This window comes from Sneathiella sp. (assembly GCF_036960985.1).
Lineage (GTDB): Bacteria > Pseudomonadota > Alphaproteobacteria > Sneathiellales > Sneathiellaceae > Sneathiella.
Genome location: NZ_JBALWD010000008.1, coordinates 12,704 through 37,129 on the forward strand (window position 1 = coordinate 12,704; position 24,426 = coordinate 37,129).

Here is a 24,426-nt window from a genome sequence, read left to right on the forward strand (position 1 = left end):
AGGACGTTTTTTATGAATTGCCTGCTTCAATGGCATCTTCAACTGTCCGAAGTCCAGGGTATTTTGCAGAAACCAGCACTGCCATATTCCCTGGCTTATGTTGGTTGTTCATCATTTTGGTATGAGCCCGTGGGATATCATCCCACGAAAAAACTTCAGACATGCACGGATCAATGCGGCGCTCAATGACTAGGTTATTGGCTTGCGAAGCTTGCTTAAGGTTCGCAAAGTGACTTCCTTGTATACGTTTTTGGCGCATCCAAACGAACCTGGCATCCATAGTCAAATTGAAACCACTAGTCCCAGCACAAAAAACAACCATACCTCCACGTTTCACAACATTACATGAAACAGGGAAAGTAGCCTCTCCAGGGTGTTCAAACACGAAGTCTACGTCATTGCCTTTTCCGGTAATTTCCCAAATGGCTTTACCAAATTCTCTGGTTTTTTTCATATATTCGCCAAACCCCTCACCATTAACCGTGGGAAGTTGACCCCAACAATCAAAGTCTTTTCTGTTTATGACACCTTTTGCGCCAAGCGACATGACGAAGTCGCGTTTGCTTTCATCAGAAATAACACCAATTGCGTTGGCGCCAGCGGCCGCACAAATCTGAATTGCCATCGAGCCGAGGCCACCCGAAGCTCCCCAGATCAATACATTGTGGCCCGGACGTAGGATATGAGGACGATGGCCAAATAGCATTCTGTAAGCTGTTGCCAAAGTCAGGACGTAACAAGCACTCTCTTCCCAAGTTAGATGTCGAGGACGTGGCATAAGCTGGCGATCCTGAACGCGAGCGAATTGGGCAAAAGATCCGTCCGGAGTTTCATAACCCCAAATCCGCTGGCTGGTGGAAAACATCGGATCACCGCCGTTACACTCCTCGTCATCGCCATCATCCTGATTACAATGAACAACAACCTCATCGCCGACTTTAAAGCGTGTCACTTTATTTCCGACAGCATAAACGACACCTGACGCGTCGGATCCTGCTATGTGAAACTCTTGCTTGTGAACATCGAAGGGAGAAATTGGCTCGCCAAGAGCAGCCCATACACCATTATAATTAACACCAGCAGCCATAACCAACACCAACACATCATGACTATCCAATTCTGGCGTATCCACGACTTCAACCAGCATTGCAGATTCCGGCTCACCGTGGCGTTCCCGCCGGATCGCCCAAGCGTACATTTTAGAGGGAACGTGTCCCAAGGGTGGGATTTCACCCACTTCATAAAGATCTTTCAAATCGCCTGGAATGGAGGCAGCTGTTTCTTCTGATTGAACAGTAGCTTGGTTGTTTGACATTTAAATATCCCTCATATTCTAATTCCGGCATTCGAAAAGCCACCAAAATGGACCGTTTCTTTTATACCGCAACGCATCAATTGTCTGATTTGAGACCTTTACATTGGTCAGATTTATGAGCAGATTACTGACCTTTGAGCAGAGTACAAGTTTTTTTTGCACTGCAACACAAAGTTATGTTATTACGCGCTATAATACAGAAACGAAAGAACTGGTCTTATTTCCGATCCGAAACGAAAGATAATTATGGCTAAGAACACAGCGAGCACCACTAACTCAGGTTTTTCCGGTAAAGATCGCCCTTGGTTGTTTCGGACCTATTCAGGCCATTCCTCGGCAACGGCATCTAATGAATTATATAAGACGAACCTTGCCAGAGGGCAAACAGGCCTATCGGTCGCGTTCGACCTGCCGACACAAACCGGATATGATTCGGATCATATATTGGCACGCGGAGAGGTGGGCAAAGTCGGTGTTCCAATTTGCCATCTTGGCGATATGCGAGCTCTTTTCGACGAAATCCCGCTTGAAAAAATGAACACCTCCATGACAATCAATGCCACATCGGCATGGTTGCTAGCATTGTATGTCGCCGTCGCCGAAGAGCAAGGTACCAGCCCCGAAGTGTTACAAGGAACAGTTCAGAACGATATTATAAAAGAGTATTTATCCCGCGGAACTTACATATTTCCGCCTGGACCCAGCATGAAGCTTATTACGGACGTCGTTAGTTACACTTACAAAGAGATGCCAAAATGGAATCCGACAAATGTGTGTTCCTATCACCTGCAAGAGGCGGGCGCGACTCCAGTCCAGGAACTTTCTTTTGCCCTTGCAACAGCTATTTCTGTATTGGATGCTGTGAAAGAGGGGGGGCAAATTAGCCCTGATGATTTTTCTTCCGCGACAGGTCGAATCAGTTTTTTCGTCAACGCCGGTATCCGGTTCATTACGGAAATGTGCAAAATGCGAGCTTTTGTGGATCTCTGGGATGAAATTCTTCTGGAACGATACGATGTTCAAGAAGAAAAGTATCGACGCTTCCGCTATGGTGTCCAAGTTAACTCTCTTGGATTAACAGAGCAACAGCCAGAAAATAATGTTTATCGAATTCTTCTGGAAATGCTTGCCGTTGTCCTTTCAAAAAATGCCCGCGCCCGTGCAGTTCAGTTGCCTGCCTGGAATGAGGCCTTAGGTTTACCCCGACCCTGGGATCAACAATGGTCGTTGCGTTTACAGCAAATCGTAGCTTTCGAAACAGACCTACTTGAGTATGGCGACATTTTTGAAGGTTCCGTGGAAATCGATCGTAAGGTAGAAGAACTAAAAACAGCCGCTCGTGAAGAACTTAGATTGATTGAAAAAATGGGAGGGGCTGTAGCAGCTGTAGAAACGGGTTACTTGAAAGAGTGTTTGGTTCAATCCAACACTAATCGCGTTCAAGCTGTCATTTCTGGTGATATACCGGTGGTTGGCGTCAATAAATTTACGGAAACCACTCCGTCCCCGCTCCTACAAGAAGGTGACGGCGGAATTATGACGGTCGATCCAGCGGCGGAAGCCGAGCAAATTGCACAATTGATCGCATGGCGCGAGGCCCGGGATAATGCGGCGGTTAAGCGTGCTTTGGATGAGCTTTCTCGAGCGGCCAAAAACGGCGATAACATTATGCCCGCATCTATCAAAGCTGCAAAAGTAGGCGTTACAACCGGCGAATGGTCAGAGGCTCTGAGAAAATGCTATGGAGAATACAGAGCTCCAACAGGTGTCAGCGGTGCCGCTTCAAACGCCGGGCATGAAAATCTCGAACCAGCCCGCGAAAAAGTAGCTGCAGCTGTCCGAAAACTTGGACATCCCCTAAAAGTTCTCATAGGTAAGCCCGGGCTTGACGGGCACTCAAATGGCGCAGAACAAATTGCAGTTGCAGCCCGTGATAGCGGAATGGACGTCGTCTATGAGGGCATTCGTCTGACACCTGACCAGATTGTTACGGCTGCAAAGAACGGTTCCGTTCATCTTGTTGGCCTTTCTATCCTATCCGGTTCTCATGTTCCATTAGCCAGTGAGGTCTGTCAGAAGCTCAACGCTGCGGGTCTCGGTCATATACCGGTCATTGTTGGAGGCATAATCCCTCCAGACGATGCACTCGAATTGAAGTCTGCAGGTGTTACAGCTATCTACACGCCAAAAGATTTTGATATGACCGGCATCATGATTGATATGGTTGATATCATTTTGGAAGAAAAAGCCGACGCCTGATTACGGGCGTCCGATTGATCTCAAGAGATTCGGAATTTATTAACCATATCTTACCATTTTTCGGACCTCTTCAGGTTGGTAACCATATTCTCGCAAGGACTTGATCGTTGCGTCCTTATCACGCTTGGAAAGTCGCCGACCCTTTCCATCTGATATCAATCCATGATGATGATATGAGGGTGTTGGCAGTTCCAAAAGAGCTTGTAAAAGTCGGTGAATATGAGTCGAAGGTAATAGGTCCTGACCCCTGATAATATGGTTAACACCTTGTATTGCATCATCAAAAGTCACGGATAGATGATAGCTGGTTGGGGTTTCCTTTCGAGCCAGAACAACATCACCAAAAGGTAGCGGATCACATTGGATGTATCCTTTATCCTGTTCGTGAAACCGCAGCGAGGTTAGGTCTAGATTAGCAATCGCATTATCCATATTCAGACGAAGAGCATAGGGCTTGGTAAACTGAAAATTCCGCTGCCGATCTCTATCTGTCAATCCTTTGCAAATCCCAGGGTATGCAGGCCCTTCAGGGCCATGTGGTGCGGAATTACTACGAGCAATTTCCGCCGTAATTTCCCGTCGGGTACAAAAACAAGGGTAAATTAAACCTCGGTCACTTAGCCTAGAAATAAGAGCAGCATAATCTTCCATATGGTCGCTCTGCCTGCGAACGGGCTCTTCCCATTTGAATCCCAGCCAAGATAGATCTTCATAGATTCCCTGCTCATATTCTGGGTGGCAACGCCCCCCATCAATATCTTCTAATCGTAACAAAAATATTCCGCCGGTTTCTTTCGCAGCTTGCATCGCCAAAGACGCAGAATAAAGATGGCCCAAATGAAGATTTCCTGTTGGGCTAGGAGCAAAACGTGTGATGTATTTCATATGGTTAACAAACTTTATTTCCGAAAAAAATATTACAATCAGCTGAAAATTTTATTTGTTTTGCTTGTCAAGCCGACATGCAGGGCAGTAGCCTCGTTAACACTTTATTAATAATAATTAATTTTTACAGGCGACACAAATGTTTAGACGAATATTGATCGCGCTAAATATATTAATGCTGGCAACGGCCTGCGCACTTCCTGTTTCCCAGAACCACAAATTTTATGGTGCTATGGAGAAATACGAAATTGCTTACCGGGAAATCGTGAAGAATGACCCTAACATTGACACGAATCTTGAGACGATGGCTGATGTTCTAAAGACGATAGATCGACGATATGTGGATAAGGTCGATCCAAATGACCTTATTGATCAAGCCATACTGGGCCTTCGTGCACCAAACGAGCAAAGTATTGAAGATATCGATCCGACGACACGTGCCCTAGATGCAATGTTTGCCTCACTGGATCGATATACAGGATATATGAGCCCAACAAGTTTCTCGAACTATCGAGAGCGGCTCGCTGGGCGATTTGTCGGCCTTGGTATCCATATAAAAATGCAAGATCAGGTGCTACACGTTGTAAGCTTGTTGAAAGGATCTGGGGCAGAAGCCGCCGGACTTCAGGATAATGACAAGATTACGCATGTAAATGGAACGTCTATTGAAGGCGTTTCTCTTGGCAAGGCCCGAACGGCGCTGAAAGGACCCTCTGGTTCAACGGCTGTTCTCACTATTCTACGAGAAAACCATGCTTCTCCACTTCAAATCAGTGTAACGCGTAGCCCTATTGAAATCGCAGCCGTTGAACATCATATAGATGGCGATATTGGTTATATTCGGATCTTTTCTTTTAACGCTAAAACAGCGCCCGGCGTCGCTGAAGCACTTGCCTCGTTTGAAGAAGACCTCGGACCACAGCTTTGTGGCGTCGTACTTGATATGAGAAATAACCCAGGCGGTCTGGTTTCCGCCGCTGAAGCAGTCGCAAGCTCTTTCCTCGATGGCGGTAATATCTATGCCGTAAAAAACCGCGGGCGCAATACGATGGCGCGCGATGCCGACAGTGGCGATCGCGTTCGCGGCGCCCCAATAGTTGTTATGATGAATAAAAGATCCGCCTCTTCTTCAGAAATTGTAGCGGGTGCTTTGCAGTACCAGAACCGAGCCAAACTTTTTGGTGAGACAAGCTACGGGAAAGGCTTGATGCAAACGCTGCTCCCTCTCGAAAATGGTGGAGGCATCCGCCTTACGACCGGGCGATTTACTACTGGTGGTGGGCCGACTTTTCATGGCATTGGCTTAAAGCCGGACATTCCGGATACCCAAGCCGAAGGTGAAGCGGACAAGCAACAGATTGATCGGGCAGCTCGTAGTTTGAATTGCTCTCCAACGCTGACGACCGCACATGTAATGGCGCAATGAATTCAGACGGCAATTTAACGGTAGCGTTAGATTATCTAAAAAATGCGGATACTGATTTTGCAACCGCCCTTTCCGTAATTAAGCCGCTTCCTGATAGGTCCAAACCGCCAGGATTTCAGACACTTTCTGAAATTATTATAGAGCAACAGGTATCTCTAGCCAGCGCCGCTGCAATATGGAAACGAATGACAGCGGCGATTTCTCCTTTCACACCGGACGCCCTTCTTAAATTTAATGAAACTCAATTGAGAGAACTTGGCCTGAGTCAGCAAAAAGCAAAATACTGTCGCGCACTAGCGACGGATATTCTCGAAAAACGCCTCATCCTGAGTGAATTACCTGACTTAGAGGATAATGCCGTGATTGAGCAGCTCACACAAGTCAAGGGGATTGGTCGGTGGACAGCAGAAATTTATATGATGGCATGCCTTGGACATGCGGATATATGGCCTGCAGGCGATGTTGCACTGCAGTCCGCGATGGGGCATCTCAAAGGACATGATGTCAGACCGTCCATAGAACAAATGGACATACTGGCTGAGCCGCTTCGCCCATACCGAACCATTGCCGCGCGTATACTCTGGCGCTACTATGCTGATATTGTCCAAGCTGGAAAACGCAAGCGGACTTAGCCGTTATAAATGGGATGCCTTCAATAATGCCTATTATACCTTTGATAGACGGCCCTCGCTTAGGACCGTTATCCGGAAATCCCGCAAAGAGTTTGATAATCCTTCTTCATGGCTACGGAGCTGATGGAGATGACCTGATTGGTCTCGCTCAATATTGGCAAAAGGATTTTCCAGACACAGCCTTTGTTGCGCCAAATGCGCCCGAGCCATGCGAACTTTCACCCTTTGGTCGCCAATGGTTTTCCCTTGAAAGATATGACCCCGATTTGCAGCGACGAGATCCTGTTGCCGGCGCAAAGGTATTTGCATCAATGATTGACGGCGCCCGGTCGGCTCAGCGTGTTGTCGACCAGTTCATTGGCAAGGAAACAAGTGAACATCGGCTATCCCTTTCAGAAACCGTTTTAGTAGGCTTTAGCCAGGGAACCATGGTTTCTCTTTACGCAGGCTTGCGAGAGCAAGTGACCCCCGCCGGTATCCTTGGGTATTCGGGAGCACTAGTTGGTGATGACAAGTTGAGTGAAGAAATTAAATGCCGCCCTCCAGTTTGTCTCATTCACGGAGAAGAGGACGATATTGTCCCGTTTCCCGCCCTATCGCGTGCGACTAAAACACTTTCCGATCTGAACGTTAATGTTGCCGCGCATAGTTGTCCTGGTCTTGGACATGGAATTAATGAGCAAGGGCTGAATATAGGGCAGTCATTTATAAAATCAGTTTTATCGGATATCTAGATCACAAACGATATGCTGTGGGGTCACAATTATTTAACACAAAATACTGTATTAGCATTTGCAATTTGCACCCCTGCGGGCCACACTTATGCCGATGATGGTCTAAATGGAGAGATAAGACGGTGCATATGTCAGGAGAAAAATTTCCTGCCCTCGTGCTAAACGCCGATTACCGGCCGCTTAGCTATTTCCCTCTGTCTCTATGGTCTTGGCAGGATGCCTTGAAGTCCGTGTTTCTAAAACGCGTGCATATCGTGTCAGAGTATGACCGAGTGGTCCATTCTCCCAGTTTCGAAATGCGACTACCAAGTGTTATCAGCCTGAAGCGCTATATTCAGCAAAGCAAGCAGCCGGCATTTACTCGATTCAACGTATTTTTACGAGACGGCTTTCGCTGCCAATATTGTGGCTCAGGTGACGACTTGACCTTTGATCACGTGCTTCCTCGGCGATTGGGAGGCCAAACGAGTTGGGAGAACATCACGACGGCCTGCGCAACATGTAATATGCGCAAAGGCGGTCGACTGGATCGGGATTCAAAAATGTTCCCTAGCATTCGTCCCTACGTTCCAACACCGCAACTCCTTAATCGGCAGGGTCAATCTTTTCCGCCTAACTATTTGCACGAAAGCTGGCGTGACTATCTATACTGGGATACGGAACTAGAAGAATAATATTGATATTCAACTCTGTTTCATCACTCTCTCTTGCTTTTTCGCCTGTGTAGCGTCTATATAGAACCTTAAATACGTCCTTCCCTTTTTTGCTAAAAGATGTGACCTGCGATGAGTTATGGATTAGGCCTTTCTGAAAAGAAACAAGCTCGGCAACGCCGGAACAGATTTTTCAAGTTTGTTTTTTACCTTTTGGTAATTGCAGGTGTTGGTGTCTATGGTTACTACGAAGGTCAGGCGGAAGGTAATCGTCAGATTGCCAATGTAGAAGATCAAGTTCTAGTTCTGACAAAAGAGAATAATCGCCTCAATGACCAAACACGTGCCGCGTTGGACAAACAGAGCTCCGCGCTGGCCGAAGCACGCGTTTGGCGCGACAAATTCGAAAACGAAATCCCTAGCGGACCGACGCTGGAAATTCTGGAGTTGGTACAGCAAAGGTTAGCTGGTGGATTAGAGCCAGAACGGCTAAAAACCCTGATTGGTCTAGCGGAGAATAGTCAGAATTGTGACCCTGCACCAGAAACCAAAAGATTTATTGTCAATACTGCCATCTTCAACAGCCCGGGCAATTCTGTCAGTTTGGGAAAAGGTTCCATAACTGTAACAGGGAACGGAATAGCTACGGTCAATGCAGAAAAGAAAATCGAAGCTTGGTATGATCCTACTCGACCGGTCGAAATAATATTCACGCAATTGGGCGGGAAGAAAGAGGTTTTGACGGGCGTTTTACCCTTGCATAAAAGCGTCGTGTTCGGCGGCAATGAATATCGTTTCAGCATCCTCTCAGGCAAGCAGAGTTTTGCAACAATTTCGGCTACCCGGTGTGATTTCCCATAAGGGGTCACACTCGAGAGGAAAGCCATATGGCCAGCTTTGAGCCGGTTTTTACCGCGGACGTCAGCAATTCATAACCAGGCGCATCCGCAGCTCCTTCGGACCGTGCAATATCGCGATGCTCAATTTCCTCATTGCGAAATTTTTCGATGACTTCTTTCAATTCAGGCTCACTGTTACCCAATTGATCAAGCTGGTCCCGATAATGTTCATCAATTACTTCTTCAACAGCCTCTGTACAGGCCATTGCTGCTTCTTTGCCAAGCATTGCAGTACCCGCGCCTAACGCATAACCCGCGACGTGCCAAAGTGGCGACAACAACGTCGGACGTACGCGGTGCTCCGCAATCAGTTCCTCAAATCTCTCCCTATGAACCTCTTCTTGTTCTTTCATATGGCGGATAGTATCAGATTCTGGCGTATCTTTTAAAACAGACAATTGCCCCTCATATATCCGAACAGCACCATATTCTCCAGCATGGTCCACCCGTACAATCCGTTCAAGTAATTCTCGAGGGCTTAAATCTCCAGGCTGACGCCCGAGCCTTGATCGCGATTTCTTATTCTCTGTCATTAGAACTGCCTCATGATGCACGTAAAGATTTAACGCCAGCGACTAAGCTAAACACTGCAAGCGTACCCGCAGCTATCAGATTATAACCTGCCATTGAGATTCCAAAAAGAGACCATGCAATATCGTCGCATCGAACAACTGGCGCGGACATAATTTGTGCCTTTAGTTCCTGCACGGATATCGCCTTCGAAGTGTCTCCAACACATTCCGCCGTACCTTCCCACCAACCCTGCTCAACGCCAACATGGAAGCCACCGATTGCCGCCGTTGCTGCAAATCCAACAGCACAAAGTAGCAGAAAATAACCTGATCCGGTATTCTTGCCAACCAATAGTCCTATCAACGAAATCAGAATGACGGCGCCATAAGGCCAACGTTGATACAAACACAGCACGCAGGGCCAAAGATCAAATACATATTGTGCTATAAACGCTGATCCGAGCGCGCCCAGTGCGGCTATTAGGGCGATAACTAACGCGTTTTTATACAAAAAATCCAAGCTCAGCCCACTTCCAAATGACGACTAGATCCTACAATACATATTTAAGGGCTAAAAAACTGCCTATCAAGAGAACAAAAAATGCGATCGTAAGGAGTCCCAAATATTTTTCGATAAAATCGCGGATCGGATCGCCAAATTTCCAAAGCAATCCTGCGACCAAAAAGAACCTTAGTGATCGTGACGTGACAGATGCAATGATAAAAACGGCTAAGTTTAAATGAGTCACACCGCTGGCAATTGTAATGACCTTATATGGAAATGGTGTAAGGCCGAAAAAAGCGACAATCCACCCTCCCCACTCATTATAAGCATCTTTAAACCGGTCAAATTTATCTGCATATCCATAAAATTCAATTATTGGTGCGCCGATCCAATCAAAAAATACAGCTCCGATTAGATATCCAAATAAGCCGCCAAGAACCGAAAAAATACTACAAATAAAGGCAATACGCCAAGCTTGAGCCCGATTTGCAAGAACCATGGGGATTAACAGAACATCTGGCGGAATAGGAAAAACGGAACTTTCAATAAACGAAATTCCGCCTAGAAACCATTTTGCACGTGGCTTCGCCGCTAAACTCATTGTGAAATCATATAATCGTCGCAACATGAGAGGTGCCAAAGCCTGTTCAACAGTTAAAACATAGATAAACTTTCTAGCTGTTTTCGACGCCAGCAACAATCATTATCCTATTATTTATAAAGTTGGCATCGACGACGATATGGTCTATTGACCCATGGCAATACATCGCTATAGTGCGGCTGTTTCCACACGGGCCCCTGTGGCGGAATTGGTAGACGCGACAGATTCAAAATCTGTTGTCCTTAGGGCGTGCCTGTTCGAGTCAGGCCAGGGGCACCATCTTTTACAAGGCTATATCTAAGTATAGCCTTGTAATTATACCAATAATTTTCATCATTTATTAACCGTATCCTAACTTCTCCTGCTTAAAATTCTTACCAACGCCAATTAGAATAGTTTGTAGAAGAAGGAATATTATGCCTGTTCTGATGATATCAGCCGGCGGGTTGGTTTTACTTGCAGCAATCTGGGATTTGTTTTCCCGGCGCATTCCAAACCTGTTACCCCTCATTATTGCTGCTCTGTATTTTGTTCAATGCATTTACACTTCCGCATGGGCTGATGTGCCCTGGCACCTTTTGACCGGTGCCGGTGTGCTCGTTGTGGGAATCGTTATTTTTTCTCTAGGCTGGCTCGGAGGAGGAGATGTCAAATTGCTCGCTGCTCTGGCGCTATGGGCGGGCCCTGACTACCTCATTTTGCTCCTTCTGATTACTGGAATTGGCGGTGGGGTGTTAGCAGTTGCGTATGTTCTACCCGCAATTCTTGCTAAAAATCCGGCTGTATCTAGCAGTATTGATTGGTTGTTCATTCGGATACTAAAACGGCCTGCTCCGATGTTGATGGCATCTAGTTCGCAAGGGCTGCAATTACCCTATGGTGTTGCGATCGCTGCTGCTGGGTTCGCAGTATTCTACCAAATTTCAGGTGGGTCTTAGGAGCGCCCGTCAAGCGGCGCGAGCGAGCCAAATTCCGAATATAATACATGCAGCACCCGCAATATATCTTAGGCTTAGTGGCTCTTTTAAAAAGATGTAGCTCATCAACGGAACAATGACAAAGCTCAGGCCCATAAATAGATACGCCTTGTTCAGCGGAAAATGCTTTAAAATATAAACCCATAAGATGGTAGCGATAGCGTATAGTACCAGCGCCACAATAAAATAACCATTCATGGATAATTTCAGTACAGAACTCACATTCAAAGCTGCAATGTCTTTACTTGAAAGCTTGAACAGAATCTGTCCGGCAGACAGAATAAACGGCATAATTAGAATAAGCGCGTCTTTGGTTATATCCAATCTGCTTCTCCGACATAGTGACCGGTCTGATTCTTAAACCGGTTCATTACTTGCCCCTTGAGGAAATGTAGACATCTGGGCAGCATCGATTGAAGCGGGACCGGCAATGGAAAGGTAAGCAATGCGTTTCCTTTCACGCCTGCTTCGCGTTACTGAATCCAAAATAAATCCGCAGGCAAGAAACAAGAACGACAAAAGCATTGCAGCACTAGAAAGCACAGCTGTAGGCAATCGTGGGACGAGTCCCGTATCCAGATAAGTAATTGCCACTGGAAAAGACAATATAAGGGATGTGGCCGAGAATATGAGGAACAACCATCCGAAGAAAGTCATCGGCCTCTCGTCTTTTATCAATTTCACAATCAATTTCGAGATCTTCAGGCCGTCTGAGATTGTGTTCAACTTACTATCGGAGCCATCAGGGCGTTCGAGATAAATACTGGGTATTTCCGCTACCGGCATATTCAACTCAAGTGCATGAATTGTAAGCTCCGTTTCTATTTCAAAACCTTCAGACAGAATTGGAAATGATTTTACAAACCTTCTTGAGAAAACCCGATATCCCGTCAGGATATCATCGAACCTTCGCCCAAAAACGCCAGCAACTAGTGCTGTAAACATTTTATTGCCCAGCACGTGACCTTTTCTATACGCCGCGTCTACCGACGCTTCGCGTTTTCCGCAAACCATATCAAGGCGCTGTTCTAAAAGGTGTGAAACAAGTTTAGGTGCGACGGCAGCTTCATAGGTAGCGTCTCCATCAACCATAACGTATATATCAGCTTCGATATCTGAAAACAGCCTGCGAACGGCATTGCCTTTTCCCGGCATGGACTCGTATATAACCTCGGCGCCTGCAGCGCGGGCTCTATCGCCGGTTTGATCGGTTGAAACATTATCGCAGACGACGATACGCGCTTGAGGCAGTGCTTTCTTAAAATCTTCAACTACCGTTGCAATGGTTTGCTCTTCGTTAAAGCACGGTATCATCACCGCAATCGACGGTGTTGTTATGCCATCAGCTGCCATTCGCGGCAAACTTGTCTTGATGATAGGTTCACTTTGGTTCACTGGTTTTCGGCCTTATATTTGAACAATCGCCAGGGCTTTGGTACGCTCACCGATAACAATTCATGCGGCAAGTTTCCGGATAACAATTGATTGTAGAATGCAGGAGTTTCCTCCGATTCTTGATAGTACCAACGTTCGGCAGCATTGGGGCATATCAATATATAGTCAATATCATACTTTAGCAGCAACGTTTCACTTGTCTCAAAGTCGTCCGCTGCAAGTAGAGAGTGGGAGTCAAAAATCACATCGCCATTCCTATGGTAAGGCACGGCTAAAAATTTATGCGGTGTGCGGTATATGAGTTCTGGCCCACGATCGATATTGTTAGCGAACTTTAGGTTTTTTCGGCCAGCGATGAAATTTTCGCCAGATAAGAATTCAGTGATTTCAAAGATATCGCATTTCTCATCTTCACTGGCGACGGCCGCTTCGGCTTCCTTAGATTCAAATGTTTTCGTAATATTTCCCGCAAGTATCGCTAAGCAAAATGGTCCGACGATAAAGACCCCCCTCACGAATATTCCGCTGATACCTTTTTTCCATCCAGCGAATTTTTCATTCACCCAGGCAATAAGATCTTCGATTAGTGGGCCTGCAGCAAAGACAGCTGCCACTGTAAGATAAAGACTTGCGCGTATGTGGGCCAAAGCTAGGGCGCCTGTAAATATCAAAAGCAACGTTATCCATACCCAAATTTGTCGACGTTCTGACGGCACTCGGCCAAAAAGCACGAGGCCGCCATAAACAACTCCGACCATTGGTAGTAAGCAGTAAAGCACAACCAGCTTGCTGCTGACGATTAAGGGGGTCATTTCGGCGACTTTGTCATGCCAAATAGGGTTAATACGTGGATCGGCTTCTGCCATGGGCCCAACGAAAAGATCTGGTAAGAATATTGCTATGCCTAAAAAACAAACAGCTCCAAATGTAGCCGTTCCCACGAAACGTCTTAGCCATTGATCCATGTTGTCTAGGAATTTCGCGCATATTGTCCAGAACATAACAGGGCAGGCAACGAGAAATATCTGTGCGATTGTCAGACGATCATATCGATCAACCAAAAACTCAGAAAATGGTGTGTCGATTATCAAGCCAATACCGCATGCGCTTAAAACTCCGATTGCGAAATTCCGGTTGGCCACTCGCCACGGTTTTCCCCACAACATCCAACATATGCCCAAGCCGACAGTCAAGGGTACATAAACGATCAAAAACTCCAAACTGATCCATATGCCTAACCCTGTCAGACCGCCTGCCAGCAAGGCAAGTTTCGCGGAATTAGTAGGATTGCTGGCGCGGACCAAGCAACCAAGTACCCCGGCCATAAGTGCTGCGAGAACCGCATGATGATCTATTCTGCCGATCCCCAGATAGCTTTGAAATGCAGGTTGAGCAGCAATAAGCAAAGCGACAAGTAAAAAATTTTGTGTCTGCATCAAAGGTATTAAAGCCCAAAGGACCAGACCGATGAGTAACAATGACATCAGTGCAGGCAGGATAATTCCAGCCAACTCAAATGCGTCTCTATCGCTCATAAAAGGCCGGATAGGCGCTGCGAGAGACATAATTAAAACATCCATGGGCCGCGTCCAGTGAATGTCGGCGCCGCCTTCAGCACCTGCTCGTTCTATTTTGTTGTCATACCAATTTCCAGTTTCCGCTAGAATATTGACGCGTTCCAATCGCATATAGGAATCTGGACCATTGGGCTCAAAATTGCGCGCGCTATCGCCCATTTGTACTGGCAGTACAATAAAACACACAAGCCAAAGTGCAATGACGAGGAAAATTCGCTCTAGGGTCAACATCCATCTCCGGGTTTTCGCAAGTAATGCGAGATTTAGATGTTAAATTAGCTGAAATTCCTTAACAAAAATAAACCGGATAGCGGAATGATAGGTAAATTATTAACCTTAAGCTACTTTAGGTGCCGCAGGAGGACATTCAATTCACTCCTATTAATCAAGGCGGACAGAAACAGTCCCCAAACCAGCGAAGTCCGCAACTACTAGATCACCCGTTTTCCCAGTCACAACTTTCGTCGTCAATCCGGTAGAAACCCAATCGCCTGCTTTCAAATACAAATCACGAGAAATCAGATGGTTGCATACCCAACATAGGATATTGAGCGGCCCACCTATGACATTTCCACCATTGCCTTCAGCGACAATATCCCCATTTATCGATAATCGCGTGGAATGGGATTGTAAGTCTAACCCCTGCCAATCTTCCTGCAGGGTTCCTGGAATAAATGCATGATTGGCACTACCATCGGCGATCGTCCAGCCAATCCCAACATCAAAATGTCGATCAAAACGAGAATCAACTATTTCGATGGCCCCGGCCACACCTGCAACTGCCGCACTAACATCGGAAACAGAATACTCATGCTCCTTTGGCCGCAAATCACGCGCCATCAAAAAAGCAAATTCTGGTTCCAGTACGCGCATGGCATTTGTCGGCGTCTTAACGGTTTCACCAGAAACACGTAAGCAAGGCTCAAATATCGGGCCCGCTATGGGTTCTTCAATTTTCAGGGCTTCTTGCCCAGCTTTCGATGTTGCCCCAACTTTCCAACCTCGAATGGGCCAGCCAATCTGTGCAATATATTCGGCCTGCAGATCGTAACTATCCTCAATGCTAAGAGGTATGGAGGAAACATCTAAGTCAACATGTTCTCCCTGTTTTTTCGCACTTGCGAGCTGTTCGACGATCGATTGATGATCCATAATATTTCCGTCTAACGTAATTTTTATTAGGTTACTTAATCATGACTAGCAACCGTCTTCAATGGCCAATTCAAGAGCAACAGACTTTATCTTCTTTAATAAAAGGGCACGGGATATCGCCGAACGACCATAAAACGCAGTAATCTCCACACAACGGTTTTAAGAGGATTTCGCATTTCTTAAAATCATAGGAAAATTGACACTCATCAGTTGGCCTTTTTCCCATTGATGTCGAACAACGGAAAATAGCGTCAGTCCGAGAAAGCCAATCAGCGCAGGAATAAGTTCGATATCAACGACAGATAGCCAAGCACCTAATCCAGTAATATCAAATAAAAAGACAAGGATCAGCGTAAAGCAACACTACTGCCGATAAGCCCTATCGTCAAAAATACCTTATTCTTCGCTCTCGTTCGATTTTCGCACATTACTAGGAATATGGTTGATTGTGAGCCGTTCTGCAGAGACCAGGCCTTCATCCGTGGTCGTCACCGAGCGTACTTCTTGACCATCACTGGCCAAAGCTTCATCTACTTTTTCGCAGATTTCTGACAGCGTGAATGGTTTTGCTAGAACGTCATGAATGAGCGTGTCTAAGTTATGCGCGCGTTGCCGCTCAGCTGCAAATCCTGTCATCATCAAAATCTTCAATTTGGGATTTTCTTTCGTGACTTTTAGCGCCAACGCAATACCGTCCATAATGGGCATCATAATATCGGTCAAGAGCAGGTCATAGTTTGGGTCTTTAGCCAACATATCAAGCGCGACTGCGCCATCTTCCGCAACGCTTACTTCATGACCGTGATGAGTTAGCGCCCGGCTCACAAATTCCCGAAGAGCGGCTTCATCTTCTGCAACTAGTATGCGCGCCATCTCATTACCTCACTCAATTCTGAACGATGTAACCAATGTATGGGAGTTCTCGATAATAATGCGCATAATCCAGTCCATAGCCGATAACAAACAAGTCTGGACAGTCAAAGCCCACGAAATCGGCTTCAAAGTCGTTCACTCTCTTCCCCTTTTTGTCGAGCATCAGACAGGTTTTCACTGTTTCTGCACCGCGAGACAAGAGATCATTCTTAGCAAAATCCATCGTTCGACCAGATTCAAGGATATCGTCAATCAGTAACACTTTGCGACCTTTAACGGTATCCACAATGTCACGCGTGATAACAACTGTTCCGCTACTGATTGTTTTATCCCCATATGAGGAAAGCGCCATAAAGTCGATTTGAGGTTGTACTCCCGCATGGTGCAGAGAACGTATGAGATCTGCTGCAAATACGAAACTACCTTTCAATACGGCGATGACAAGTATGTCGTGTCCCAAATCATTCGCGATTTCTTCCGCTAGATCTTCATTGCGTTTTGCAATATCCGCGCTTGAAAATAAAATTTCAATTTGTGGCTTCGAATCTGCCATTCCAACTCCCATTTTCTTTCTATGCTAAAATACTGCGGCGTTCTGCACGTGATATCTCAGCTTTTTGCTATTTCCCAATCTCAATGAGATCAACTTTCACATTTTTTGCTTCTTCTGGTGGTTGGTTCATACTCGTTGAAAACTCTACTTGTCCCCAAGGTTGTACTTCTCGCTCTTCGACGGTGGTTGTCCAACTGTAAACATGCTGACCATCGGTATTAATAAGTGCGACACTTACACGAGGTAAGGGCTGCGTAATCTCCGTAATATTTTTAATTACGCCCGTCACCGTCAAGGTTGTGACACCATTTTGCAACACTGTTTTTGTTGTCAAATCATGGATTTCCAAACCAAGAGTATTCGTCGTTTCGACGTCTATTTTAAAAGACTGGTAGAGCGCAGCACTTCCCGGCCAGATCTGAACAACGTAATTGCGGCCATAAAATGCGATCACCCCAATCCCAATCAGCACTAATAAAAGGATCAGCCAACCAAGCCGTTTTCCTTTTTTACCAGAAGTAGCAGCACTGCTCATCGTCGCCTTGGAGGTTGTCATTTGCTCAATGCTCAACCCTTCCTGGCCACCTGCTGGCGCCATTTCGGCCATCGTTTTTTCTTCAGGTAAATCGGCCGTCACGGTCTTTGGCATATCACCAGGCGGAAACTCCCGCCACTTGTGCCCACATTTCGCGCATTTAACAGCACGGCCTTCCGAACCGATCGAAATCGGATCTATAGAATACCGTGTTGAACATGTTGAACAAGTTAAAATCATTGCTCAGAGTAATCAGCCTACTGTTTAAACTTTCTTTTTTATAGGCGTTTGCTTAGACATGCACAAGACTGGCTGATAAATCTATCTTAGTTTATCGTCATTTCAGCTATTTGCGGAGGATTCATTGGTCAGATTTGAAAATGTAGGCATGCGGTACGGCATGGGTCCGGAAGTTTTACGCGACATCAGTTTCCATTTGCGTCCCGGTTCTTTTCACTTTCTAACTGGCCCTACTGGTGCCGGGAAAAGCTCCCTTTTGAAATTACTGGCACTCTCTCATCGACCAAGCCGTGGTCTCGTAACTCTGTTCGATCGAGAAGTGTCAACGTTGGAGCGCGACGACTTGCCAGCCTTCCGGCGAAAAATTGGTGTCGTTTATCAAGAATTCAGGCTGTTGGATCATTTATCGGCGATTGATAATGTTGCGTTACCTTTAAAAATTGCCGGCGCCGTCGATAGCCAGATTTACCAACATGTGGCTGAATTACTCGATTGGGTTGGCTTGGGAAATCAAGTTGATGCCAAGCCGCCGACATTGTCAGGCGGTGAAAAGCAGCGGGTGGCCATCGCTCGTGCAATCATAAATCGCCCTCAGTTACTAATCGCCGACGAACCAACTGGAAGTATGGATGCTGAAATGGGCCTGCGCTTGATGCGGTTATTCCAAGAGCTCAATAAAATTGGGACGACAGTGGTCGTCGCCACCCATGATTTGGATATGATACAGAGATTCGGCAATCCAGTAATGTATTTAAAAGACGGTCTATTATCCTCTCGTAGTCCGGCCAATATCCCTGAACGTTTCGATGAGACTGGTGCATGATACAAATTTTTGGAAAGTCAGCCGAATTGCAGCTGGAAAAAGATGTTTCCAGTAGGTATTTGCCAATAGTGATCTCGGCAATGATTTTTCTGGCAGCACTTGCTATTGGTGGAATTTCGTCTTTAAGCGGAGCGATCAGCGATTGGTCTGAAACCCTCACCGAAAATCTGACAGCCGAGATCGCCTATGAAGCGGGGGCAGATCTGGATGGTAAAGTAGAGGCCGCCGTTAAGGTACTTTCTGGGACACCCGGAATTATATCTGTTCGTGCAATTGAATTGAACGAAACATTGAAACTTCTTGAACCCTTTCTTGGTAAAAGCGCGGCGATTGCGCAGCTCCCTGTCCCACGACTCATCGAAGTCATTGTCGAGGATGATAGCGCTCTGGATCTGCAGGCGCTCAATGATAAACTTTCCAAGGCTGTTCCCGGAGCCAAGCTTGATACGCACCGGCCATGGTTAGATAGAATGATTGTTCTGGGTCGATCCGTCCAGCTTCTCGGCTTTGCCGTCATGTTACTAATTGGTTTAGTTACTGTTATAATTGTTATATTTGCAGTCCGCACAGGCCTGATAATGCATTCGGATGTCATACAAGTCTTACATCTTATTGGCGCACAAGATCGATATATAGCAGAGCAATTCCAGAATTATTTTTCTCGTCTTAGCTTTCTTGGCGCACTCCCCGGACTTATAACTGCCATTATTGTCATGTTTATCTTTAATTTTCTTGTCGGTTCGTTGGAAGCGTCTATGTTGCCGCCGTTGAGCCTCGGTATATTTGGCTTTGTATCTCTTGCCGTACTTCCGTTTCTGGTCGCTTTGTTGACCAGATACACCGTCAGGACCGTTGTTCTGAAATCTCTCAGCCGGATGATGTGAAATGCTCGTGTTATTGGATAGAGACGGGGTAATAAATGCGGATCGATCGGACTTCGTTAAATCTCCGAAAGAGTTAGTGTTTATTTCAGGCTCCTTAGAGGCCGTTTCGAAGCTGAACAATGCAGGCCATCTGGTAGCAATAGTCACAAATCAATCTTGCATCGGACGCGGTATTATCACCGAAGATCAGTTAACCGCCATCCATGACAAACTTCAAGATAGTTTGAGGCGTGCTGCGGCACATGTCGATGCTATTTTCGTCGCACCGGATGCCCCTTGGGCTGCGACGCAAATGCGAAAACCCGCTCCAGGCATGATATTGAAAGCAATGAATAAGTTTAATCAAACACCCGACCGAACGGTGTTAATAGGCGATAGTCCGGGTGATTTGGAAGCTGCGTTTGCAGCAGGCTGTCACAGAATCCTTGTACAGACCGGCAAAGGTCAACACACCCAACGGGCAGGTTTAGCGCCGCACCTTCTTCCCGTTTCCGTTGCGCGTGACCTTAAGCAAGCAGTAGGCTACGTGCTTGAGGAGAGGTTCTAGTTTTATGGGGTCGATATTTAAAAGTATGATTAAAGTGATCTTTTTTTGCGGTTGTTTTTGGATGGGTGGGTTTCTAACTTTCGTTCAAGACATTCAGCATACTGCCCCTGCTTCACCCCAAGAAACAAATGGAATTGTTATTTTGACCGGGACACCGGCCCGATTGAAAACAGGATTTGACTTGTTGAAGAAAACCCCAGGCGCTAGATTACTGGTCTCCGGCGTCAACGCAAAAGTAACGCGGGAGACGCTTAGGCAAGCAACAGGTCAAAGCAATAGTCTTATGGATTGTTGTGTCGATCTGGGCCGGATAGCACGCAATACAGAAGGTAATGCTGAAGAAACTGCATTATGGGTAAAAAACCACAATATAAACGAAGTACTGGTCGTCACCAGCGCTTACCACATGCCCCGCAGCCTGGTTGAACTTAGACGCAAAATGCCGGAAACAACTTTGATCGCCTACCCTGTTGAAAGTGCAACACTCAATATTGAGGCATGGTGGACGAATCTGCATACTTTTGTCGTCGTTGGCGGGGAATTTAACAAATATATTTTCAGTCTGATGCGGTCTCGTTTGGAAATGGTAAACAATGAAGAGGTTCGCAGTTGACCCAAATTAGATCAATCAGCTTTTTCATCTGCTTTTTCGCCTGGTCGGTGATCATGAATTTGGCGTTTCTGCCCATGCTTGCCTTTGATAAAATTTGGATCGTTCGCGGCCAAACCATATGGACGAACGGCATCATTTTTCTGCTGCGGACTATTTGCGGACTCAGATTAGAAATACGTGGACAAGAAAACTTACCCGACGGCGCGGCGGTGGTGGCCTGCAAGCACCAATCGGCCTTCGAAACCATGATCTTTCATCGCATTACCCGTGACCCTGCGGTTATCCTAAAAAAGGAACTGCTCAATATCCCGGTATATGGATGGTACTGCCGTAAAACTAAAATGATCGCCGTTGACCGAAAAGGGCAAGCGGCAGCACTAAAGAGCATGCTGGCTCAGGCCCAAGTGGCGTTAGATGATAATCGCCCGATTATTATTTTCCCAGAAGGAACTCGATCTGCGGTTGATAGTGATTTACCTTTTCAGCCCGGAATTGCGGCGCTCTATTCAAAACTCAAGCAACCTGTGACGCCTGTTGCCTTAAACACCGGATTGTTCTGGCCCCGGAAAAGCTTCCTCTGTCGCCCCGGCAAAATGGTGATTGAATTTCTCCCTCCCATTGAAGCTGGGCTGGATCGCAGAGTTTTTATGGCAGAGCTTAAAACCCGGATCGAAACCAAGACCAAGGAACTGGTCGAGGAAGGCAGAGCACAATATCTGGCGAAATAGCCGGTTAACGAACATTAAATTTTGCGGATGTAGTGTTTAAGACTATATTTATGAGATCCGGCCCCACTCAACTCGATAGGTGTCTTAATGTCGTCTGTTGCGCCCATTTCCCAGCAAATATGGGATATGAAATACCGGCACAAATCTGCCGATGGTAAATCCAAGGAAAAGTCCATCGAGGATACATGGTCCCGTGTGGCCAAAGCACTGGCAGCGCCGGAAACAAACAAAGCAAAATGGGAAAAGAGATTTTATAACCTTCTCAAGGACTACAAGTTCTTGCCAGCTGGGCGTATCCTGTCCGGCGCCGGAACGAAGCGAAAAGTCACCTTGTTTAATTGCTTCGTTATGGGAAATATCCCCGACGATATGTCGTCGATATTCGACAACCTGAAAGAAGCGGCCCTCACCATGCAACAAGGGGGCGGGATCGGATATAATTTTTCCACCCTGCGCCCGAAAGGTGCCCCCGTTCATGGCATGGGATCTGATGCTTCCGGGCCCTTGAGCTTCATGGATGTCTGGGACAGCATGTGCCGAACCATCATGAGTGCAGGATCACGTCGTGGCGCCATGATGGCGACAATGCGCTGTGATCATCCGGATATCCTGGATTTCATTAAGGCAAAACAGGATCCGGGACGGCTTCGAATGTTCAATTTATCGGTACTGGTCACCGATGCGTTTATGGACGCCGTTAAAAAAGACGAAGCTTGGGAGCTTTCGTTTGACGGAACCCATTACCAGACATTACAGGCTCGCGAATTGTGGGATGAAATTATGCGCGCAACCTATGCTTTCGCGGAACCCGGCGTTATTTTCATCGACCGAATTAATGATCGCAATAATCTGCACTATTGCGAAACCATCACCAGCACCAACCCCTGCGGCGAGCAACCGTTACCCCCGTATGGCGCCTGTCTGCTCGGATCCGTCAATCTGACAAGAATGATCACAGACCCATTCGAGAATACCGCGAAGATCAACAGTGAATTGCTAGATCAAGTGGTTCGGGACGCTATTCGCCTCATGGATAATGTGGTCGATGTGTCGGGATATCCGTTGCCTGAACAGGCCCATGAAGCCACATCGAAACGACGGATCGGTCTCGGCATAACCGGCCTCGCTGACGCTCTGATCATGTGCGGTGTAAAATACGGTTCGGATGCGGCTGTTGAGACGTCGCGAGAATGGATGGCCCAAATCCAAAGATCCGCCTATCTGTCCTCATCAGACATCGCTGCTGAAAAAGGTTCGTTCCCGCTATATGAGGAAAAACCATATTTGGCCGGGCAATCCATACAGGATCTCGACGAAGACATCCGCGCCGCCATCCAGAAAAACGGAATACGGAATGCATTGGTAACTTCTGTTGCCCCCACGGGAACTATTTCTCTCCTTGCTGATAATATTTCCAGTGGCCTGGAACCCGTATTCAGCTTTTCCTACACACGAAACGTCCTGATGCCCGATGGCAGCCGCAAAGCAGAGGAAGTCACCGACTATGCCCTCCGCTTGTTCCGACGCCTCAAAGGAAATGAAGCGCCCCTGCCGGATTACTTTGTCGACGCTCAAACGCTCACACCACCAGAGCATGTTCGCATGCAGGCGGTGGTTCAGGAATATATCGACAGTTCCATAAGTAAGACCATCAATTGTCCGGAAGATATTTCCTTCAAGAATTTCAAGAATATCTACATGCAGGCTTATGATATGGGATGCAAGGGATGTACAACCTATCGACCCAATGACGTGACCGGCGCTGTCCTTGAAATCACACCCGAGAAATCTGACGACCCACAAGAATCCTTACCATTGAATGAGCCTTTCTCAAAACCTGAAGATAGTTTCGAGGCAGGCGGTATTGTCTATATGACCAAACCGCTTGATCGGCCTGGCACATTACCGGGACAAACTTACAAACTTCGCTGGCCGGAAAGCAATCACGCCATCTATATAACGCTGAACGATATCATTCAGGATGGCCGACGCCGCCCGTTCGAGATTTTTATCAATTCGAAAAATGTCGAGCATTTCGCCTGGACGGTTGCACTAACCAGAATGATTTCAGCTGTTTTCCGGCGGGGCGGTGATGTGAGCTTTGTCGTTGAGGAATTGAAAGCCGTTTTCGATCCACGGGGCGGCGCTTGGGTTAAAGGAAAATACGTACCATCGTTATTGGCCGCCATTGGTGGAATGATCGAAACACATATGATCCAAATTGGATTTTTGCCAAACCCCAAAGCGTCCGATAGTGAGCCAGAACCCGTTTCGAAAGCCGTTTCCTCCGGTGAAGATCTTGCTCGAAACAGCCTTCTCCGTCAATGCCCACAATGCGGTGATGCAAGTCTTATAAAATCGGAAGGATGCGATACTTGTACGTCCTGCGGATACTCTAAATGCGGTTGAGGGTTTTGTGAGGGTGATGAATAGTGACAATGGATCGAACAGTTTCCTGAGTGGCGGCAATAAGATCTTTTAATGGCAAAGACTTCGGCTCCACCAGTATTTGCATGGCGACACCGCGTAGCAGCCCGACAATTAATACCGCCGTTGTTAGAATGTCCAACGTGGCTTTAAACTCGCCTTTTTCTTTCCCACTCTCAACAAAAGAACTTATCCTGCCGCGGAAAACCTCATTCACATGAGCTATTTCGTCTGTTATCTCAGGTAGAGATCCCATTCCCTCTCCCATAAGGACATAGAGCGCCCGAATTCTGGTTCCCCTTAAGGCCACATCTTCAAGATAAGCGGCCACAAAACCAGATAATTGCTCGGCCACCGGAACAGCCTCTGAATTATTATTGGGCTGGTCAATATTCCCGCTCGTCTCAAACCGATTGAGGATAAGCGCGAGCACAGCCCGTAATACTCGCTCTTTACTTCCAAAACGATTACTCACCAGTGTCCCGGTATAACCCGCTTTTAAACCAATTTGAATTAACGTCGTGCGTTGATATCCATGCTCCGCGAACAGCAACATGGCGGCCTGGATAATTCGTTGATCGGAGTCTTTTCGTCGATCTACGTTTTTTCGTGGAATTGGCGCGAGTGCTGTTTTTTCCATATTTTTTACCAATAATATCAATTAGATAAGGATACTCTAAA

At 46.6% G+C, this 24,426-nt stretch carries 28 protein-coding genes, 1 tRNA gene and 1 pseudogene; 14 read left to right on the forward strand and 16 right to left on the reverse strand.

The window, feature by feature from the left end:
* Nucleotides 1-10: 10 nt before the first annotated feature.
* On the reverse strand, nt 11-1,315 hold the full coding sequence (gene ccrA, locus V7723_RS06160; protein WP_335683566.1) for a crotonyl-CoA carboxylase/reductase: 1,305 nt from the start codon (nt 1,313-1,315) through the stop codon (nt 11-13).
* Nucleotides 1,316-1,561: 246 nt separating this feature from the next.
* On the opposite strand from ccrA, the gene V7723_RS06165 reads away from it, so the two are divergent.
* Nucleotides 1,562-3,574, forward strand: coding sequence for a protein meaA (locus tag V7723_RS06165; RefSeq protein ID WP_335683567.1), 2,013 nt, complete (start codon nt 1,562-1,564; stop codon nt 3,572-3,574).
* A gap of 39 nt (nt 3,575-3,613) precedes the next feature.
* On the opposite strand, the gene gluQRS is transcribed toward V7723_RS06165, so the two are convergent.
* Nucleotides 3,614-4,459, reverse strand: coding sequence for a tRNA glutamyl-Q(34) synthetase GluQRS (gluQRS, locus tag V7723_RS06170; protein WP_335683568.1), 846 nt, complete (start codon nt 4,457-4,459; stop codon nt 3,614-3,616).
* Nucleotides 4,460-4,598: 139 nt separating this feature from the next.
* Here gluQRS and V7723_RS06175 point away from each other — a divergent pair, with 139 nt between their 5' ends.
* The 5 genes from V7723_RS06175 to V7723_RS06195 all read left to right on the forward strand — a co-directional run bounded on the left by V7723_RS06175 (nt 4,599) and on the right by V7723_RS06195 (nt 8,765).
* Nucleotides 4,599-5,885 (forward strand): S41 family peptidase, encoded by a 1,287-nt coding sequence (locus tag V7723_RS06175; protein WP_335683569.1) that lies wholly within the window; start codon nt 4,599-4,601, stop codon nt 5,883-5,885.
* The gene (locus tag V7723_RS06180) at nt 5,882-6,517 is read left to right on the forward strand and encodes a DNA-3-methyladenine glycosylase family protein (protein ID WP_335683570.1); all 636 of its coding nucleotides are present in this window, start codon (nt 5,882-5,884) and stop codon (nt 6,515-6,517) included. Before V7723_RS06175 ends, V7723_RS06180 begins: the two co-directional genes overlap by 4 nt.
* Before the next feature lie 26 nt (nt 6,518-6,543).
* Complete coding sequence (locus V7723_RS06185) at nt 6,544-7,251, forward strand: alpha/beta hydrolase (RefSeq protein WP_335683571.1); 708 nt, start codon at nt 6,544-6,546, stop codon at nt 7,249-7,251.
* A gap of 128 nt (nt 7,252-7,379) precedes the next feature.
* The gene (locus tag V7723_RS06190; RefSeq protein ID WP_335683572.1) at nt 7,380-7,925 is read left to right on the forward strand and encodes an HNH endonuclease; all 546 of its coding nucleotides are present in this window, start codon (nt 7,380-7,382) and stop codon (nt 7,923-7,925) included.
* Nucleotides 7,926-8,036: 111 nt separating this feature from the next.
* Nucleotides 8,037-8,765: a hypothetical protein gene (locus V7723_RS06195; RefSeq protein WP_335683573.1), complete on the forward strand. Its 729-nt coding sequence runs from the start codon at nt 8,037-8,039 to the stop codon at nt 8,763-8,765.
* A 4-nt stretch (nt 8,766-8,769) separates the two neighbouring features.
* Here V7723_RS06195 and V7723_RS06200 read toward each other — a convergent pair whose 3' ends face one another.
* Genes V7723_RS06200 through V7723_RS06210 form a run of 3 tightly spaced genes read right to left on the reverse strand, consistent with a single transcriptional unit; the run spans nt 8,770 to nt 10,448 of the window.
* Entirely contained in the window at nt 8,770-9,336 is a 567-nt protein-coding gene (locus tag V7723_RS06200; protein ID WP_335683574.1) for a demethoxyubiquinone hydroxylase family protein, read from the reverse strand.
* 10 nt (nt 9,337-9,346) lie between these two features.
* Nucleotides 9,347-9,835, reverse strand: coding sequence for a disulfide bond formation protein B (locus tag V7723_RS06205; protein ID WP_335683575.1), 489 nt, complete (start codon nt 9,833-9,835; stop codon nt 9,347-9,349).
* Nucleotides 9,836-9,866: 31 nt separating this feature from the next.
* Nucleotides 9,867-10,448: a YqaA family protein gene (locus V7723_RS06210; protein ID WP_443024197.1), complete on the reverse strand. Its 582-nt coding sequence runs from the start codon at nt 10,446-10,448 to the stop codon at nt 9,867-9,869.
* 166 nt (nt 10,449-10,614) lie between these two features.
* Between V7723_RS06210 and V7723_RS06215 the strand changes: the two genes are divergently transcribed.
* Both V7723_RS06215 and V7723_RS06220 read left to right on the forward strand, forming a co-directional pair.
* Nucleotides 10,615-10,700: transfer RNA gene (locus tag V7723_RS06215), tRNA-Leu, on the forward strand.
* A 137-nt stretch (nt 10,701-10,837) separates the two neighbouring features.
* Nucleotides 10,838-11,359 (forward strand): A24 family peptidase, encoded by a 522-nt coding sequence (locus V7723_RS06220; protein ID WP_335683577.1) that lies wholly within the window; start codon nt 10,838-10,840, stop codon nt 11,357-11,359.
* Nucleotides 11,360-11,368: 9 nt separating this feature from the next.
* Here V7723_RS06220 and V7723_RS06225 read toward each other — a convergent pair whose 3' ends face one another.
* The 10 genes and pseudogenes from V7723_RS06225 to V7723_RS19765 form a co-directional block, all read right to left on the reverse strand.
* Nucleotides 11,369-11,722 (reverse strand): EamA family transporter, encoded by a 354-nt coding sequence (locus V7723_RS06225; RefSeq protein ID WP_335683578.1) that lies wholly within the window; start codon nt 11,720-11,722, stop codon nt 11,369-11,371.
* Nucleotides 11,723-11,755: 33 nt separating this feature from the next.
* Complete coding sequence (locus V7723_RS06230) at nt 11,756-12,793, reverse strand: glycosyltransferase family 2 protein (RefSeq protein ID WP_335683579.1); 1,038 nt, start codon at nt 12,791-12,793, stop codon at nt 11,756-11,758.
* The gene (locus V7723_RS06235) at nt 12,790-14,601 is read right to left on the reverse strand and encodes a hypothetical protein (RefSeq protein ID WP_335683580.1); all 1,812 of its coding nucleotides are present in this window, start codon (nt 14,599-14,601) and stop codon (nt 12,790-12,792) included. Before V7723_RS06235 ends, V7723_RS06230 begins: the two co-directional genes overlap by 4 nt.
* Before the next feature lie 150 nt (nt 14,602-14,751).
* Nucleotides 14,752-15,522, reverse strand: a complete 771-nt coding sequence (locus V7723_RS06240) for a 2-keto-4-pentenoate hydratase (protein WP_335683581.1) — start codon at nt 15,520-15,522, stop codon at nt 14,752-14,754.
* A gap of 70 nt (nt 15,523-15,592) precedes the next feature.
* Nucleotides 15,593-15,748: a GDCCVxC domain-containing (seleno)protein gene (locus V7723_RS06245; RefSeq protein ID WP_335683582.1), complete on the reverse strand. Its 156-nt coding sequence runs from the start codon at nt 15,746-15,748 to the stop codon at nt 15,593-15,595.
* Nucleotides 15,682-15,873, reverse strand: coding sequence for a mercury resistance system transport protein MerF (locus V7723_RS19760; protein ID WP_443024198.1), 192 nt, complete (start codon nt 15,871-15,873; stop codon nt 15,682-15,684). Before V7723_RS19760 ends, V7723_RS06245 begins: the two co-directional genes overlap by 67 nt.
* Before the next feature lie 45 nt (nt 15,874-15,918).
* Nucleotides 15,919-16,395 carry a response regulator gene (locus tag V7723_RS06250; protein WP_335683583.1) on the reverse strand — a complete coding sequence of 159 codons (477 nt, stop codon included), beginning with the start codon at nt 16,393-16,395 and terminating at the stop codon, nt 15,919-15,921.
* 13 nt (nt 16,396-16,408) lie between these two features.
* Nucleotides 16,409-16,948: a hypoxanthine phosphoribosyltransferase gene (gene hpt, locus V7723_RS06255; RefSeq protein WP_335683584.1), complete on the reverse strand. Its 540-nt coding sequence runs from the start codon at nt 16,946-16,948 to the stop codon at nt 16,409-16,411.
* A gap of 67 nt (nt 16,949-17,015) precedes the next feature.
* On the reverse strand, nt 17,016-17,597 hold the full coding sequence (locus V7723_RS06260; RefSeq protein WP_335683585.1) for a DUF3426 domain-containing protein: 582 nt from the start codon (nt 17,595-17,597) through the stop codon (nt 17,016-17,018).
* A gap of 30 nt (nt 17,598-17,627) precedes the next feature.
* A pseudogene (locus V7723_RS19765) lies at nt 17,628-17,723 on the reverse strand (MJ0042-type zinc finger domain-containing protein); the annotation flags it as partial.
* 124 nt (nt 17,724-17,847) lie between these two features.
* Between V7723_RS19765 and ftsE the strand changes: the two are divergent.
* From ftsE to V7723_RS06290, 6 genes are all read left to right on the forward strand, one after another.
* Nucleotides 17,848-18,546 (forward strand): cell division ATP-binding protein FtsE, encoded by a 699-nt coding sequence (gene ftsE, locus V7723_RS06265; RefSeq protein ID WP_335683586.1) that lies wholly within the window; start codon nt 17,848-17,850, stop codon nt 18,544-18,546.
* Entirely contained in the window at nt 18,543-19,430 is an 888-nt protein-coding gene (locus V7723_RS06270) for a cell division protein FtsX (protein ID WP_335683587.1), read from the forward strand. Before ftsE ends, V7723_RS06270 begins: the two co-directional genes overlap by 4 nt.
* A 1-nt stretch (nt 19,431) precedes the next feature.
* Nucleotides 19,432-19,977, forward strand: coding sequence for a D-glycero-alpha-D-manno-heptose-1,7-bisphosphate 7-phosphatase (locus V7723_RS06275; protein WP_335683588.1), 546 nt, complete (start codon nt 19,432-19,434; stop codon nt 19,975-19,977).
* A 4-nt stretch (nt 19,978-19,981) separates the two neighbouring features.
* Nucleotides 19,982-20,590, forward strand: coding sequence for a YdcF family protein (locus V7723_RS06280; RefSeq protein ID WP_335683589.1), 609 nt, complete (start codon nt 19,982-19,984; stop codon nt 20,588-20,590).
* Nucleotides 20,587-21,318 carry a lysophospholipid acyltransferase family protein gene (locus V7723_RS06285; RefSeq protein ID WP_335683590.1) on the forward strand — a complete coding sequence of 244 codons (732 nt, stop codon included), beginning with the start codon at nt 20,587-20,589 and terminating at the stop codon, nt 21,316-21,318. The genes V7723_RS06280 and V7723_RS06285 overlap by 4 nt, the downstream gene beginning before the upstream one ends.
* An 87-nt stretch (nt 21,319-21,405) precedes the next feature.
* Complete coding sequence (locus V7723_RS06290; RefSeq protein ID WP_335683591.1) at nt 21,406-23,727, forward strand: adenosylcobalamin-dependent ribonucleoside-diphosphate reductase; 2,322 nt, start codon at nt 21,406-21,408, stop codon at nt 23,725-23,727.
* On the opposite strand, the gene V7723_RS06295 is transcribed toward V7723_RS06290, so the two are convergent.
* Nucleotides 23,714-24,385, reverse strand: a complete 672-nt coding sequence (locus V7723_RS06295; protein WP_335683592.1) for a TetR/AcrR family transcriptional regulator — start codon at nt 24,383-24,385, stop codon at nt 23,714-23,716. The genes V7723_RS06290 and V7723_RS06295 overlap by 14 nt on opposite strands.
* Between the last annotated feature and the right edge of the window lie 41 nt (nt 24,386-24,426).

Excerpts from the sequence above, each read along its gene's own strand:
- ccrA (WP_335683566.1), bottom strand. The coding sequence starts at position 1,315 with ATGTCAAACAACCAAGCTACTGTTCAATCAGAAGAAACAGCTGCCTCC.
- V7723_RS06165 (WP_335683567.1), top strand. The coding sequence starts at position 1,562 with ATGGCTAAGAACACAGCGAGCACCACTAACTCAGGTTTTTCCGGTAAA.
- gluQRS (WP_335683568.1), bottom strand. The coding sequence starts at position 4,459 with ATGAAATACATCACACGTTTTGCTCCTAGCCCAACAGGAAATCTTCAT.
- V7723_RS06175 (WP_335683569.1), top strand. The coding sequence starts at position 4,599 with ATGTTTAGACGAATATTGATCGCGCTAAATATATTAATGCTGGCAACG.
- V7723_RS06180 (WP_335683570.1), top strand. The coding sequence starts at position 5,882 with ATGAATTCAGACGGCAATTTAACGGTAGCGTTAGATTATCTAAAAAAT.
- V7723_RS06185 (WP_335683571.1), top strand. The coding sequence starts at position 6,544 with ATGCCTATTATACCTTTGATAGACGGCCCTCGCTTAGGACCGTTATCC.
- V7723_RS06190 (WP_335683572.1), top strand. The coding sequence starts at position 7,380 with ATGTCAGGAGAAAAATTTCCTGCCCTCGTGCTAAACGCCGATTACCGG.
- V7723_RS06195 (WP_335683573.1), top strand. The coding sequence starts at position 8,037 with ATGAGTTATGGATTAGGCCTTTCTGAAAAGAAACAAGCTCGGCAACGC.
- V7723_RS06200 (WP_335683574.1), bottom strand. The coding sequence starts at position 9,336 with ATGACAGAGAATAAGAAATCGCGATCAAGGCTCGGGCGTCAGCCTGGA.
- V7723_RS06210 (WP_443024197.1), bottom strand. The coding sequence starts at position 10,448 with ATGTTGCGACGATTATATGATTTCACAATGAGTTTAGCGGCGAAGCCA.
- V7723_RS06220 (WP_335683577.1), top strand. The coding sequence starts at position 10,838 with ATGCCTGTTCTGATGATATCAGCCGGCGGGTTGGTTTTACTTGCAGCA.
- V7723_RS06235 (WP_335683580.1), bottom strand. The coding sequence starts at position 14,601 with ATGTTGACCCTAGAGCGAATTTTCCTCGTCATTGCACTTTGGCTTGTG.
- V7723_RS06240 (WP_335683581.1), bottom strand. The coding sequence starts at position 15,522 with ATGGATCATCAATCGATCGTCGAACAGCTCGCAAGTGCGAAAAAACAG.
- V7723_RS06245 (WP_335683582.1), bottom strand. The coding sequence starts at position 15,748 with ATGGGAAAAAGGCCAACTGATGAGTGTCAATTTTCCTATGATTTTAAG.
- V7723_RS06250 (WP_335683583.1), bottom strand. The coding sequence starts at position 16,395 with ATGGCGCGCATACTAGTTGCAGAAGATGAAGCCGCTCTTCGGGAATTT.
- hpt (WP_335683584.1), bottom strand. The coding sequence starts at position 16,948 with ATGGCAGATTCGAAGCCACAAATTGAAATTTTATTTTCAAGCGCGGAT.
- V7723_RS06260 (WP_335683585.1), bottom strand. The coding sequence starts at position 17,597 with ATGCCAAAGACCGTGACGGCCGATTTACCTGAAGAAAAAACGATGGCC.
- V7723_RS06270 (WP_335683587.1), top strand. The coding sequence starts at position 18,543 with ATGATACAAATTTTTGGAAAGTCAGCCGAATTGCAGCTGGAAAAAGAT.
- V7723_RS06275 (WP_335683588.1), top strand. The coding sequence starts at position 19,432 with ATGCTCGTGTTATTGGATAGAGACGGGGTAATAAATGCGGATCGATCG.
- V7723_RS06280 (WP_335683589.1), top strand. The coding sequence starts at position 19,982 with ATGGGGTCGATATTTAAAAGTATGATTAAAGTGATCTTTTTTTGCGGT.
- V7723_RS06290 (WP_335683591.1), top strand. The coding sequence starts at position 21,406 with ATGTCGTCTGTTGCGCCCATTTCCCAGCAAATATGGGATATGAAATAC.
- V7723_RS06295 (WP_335683592.1), bottom strand. The coding sequence starts at position 24,385 with ATGGAAAAAACAGCACTCGCGCCAATTCCACGAAAAAACGTAGATCGA.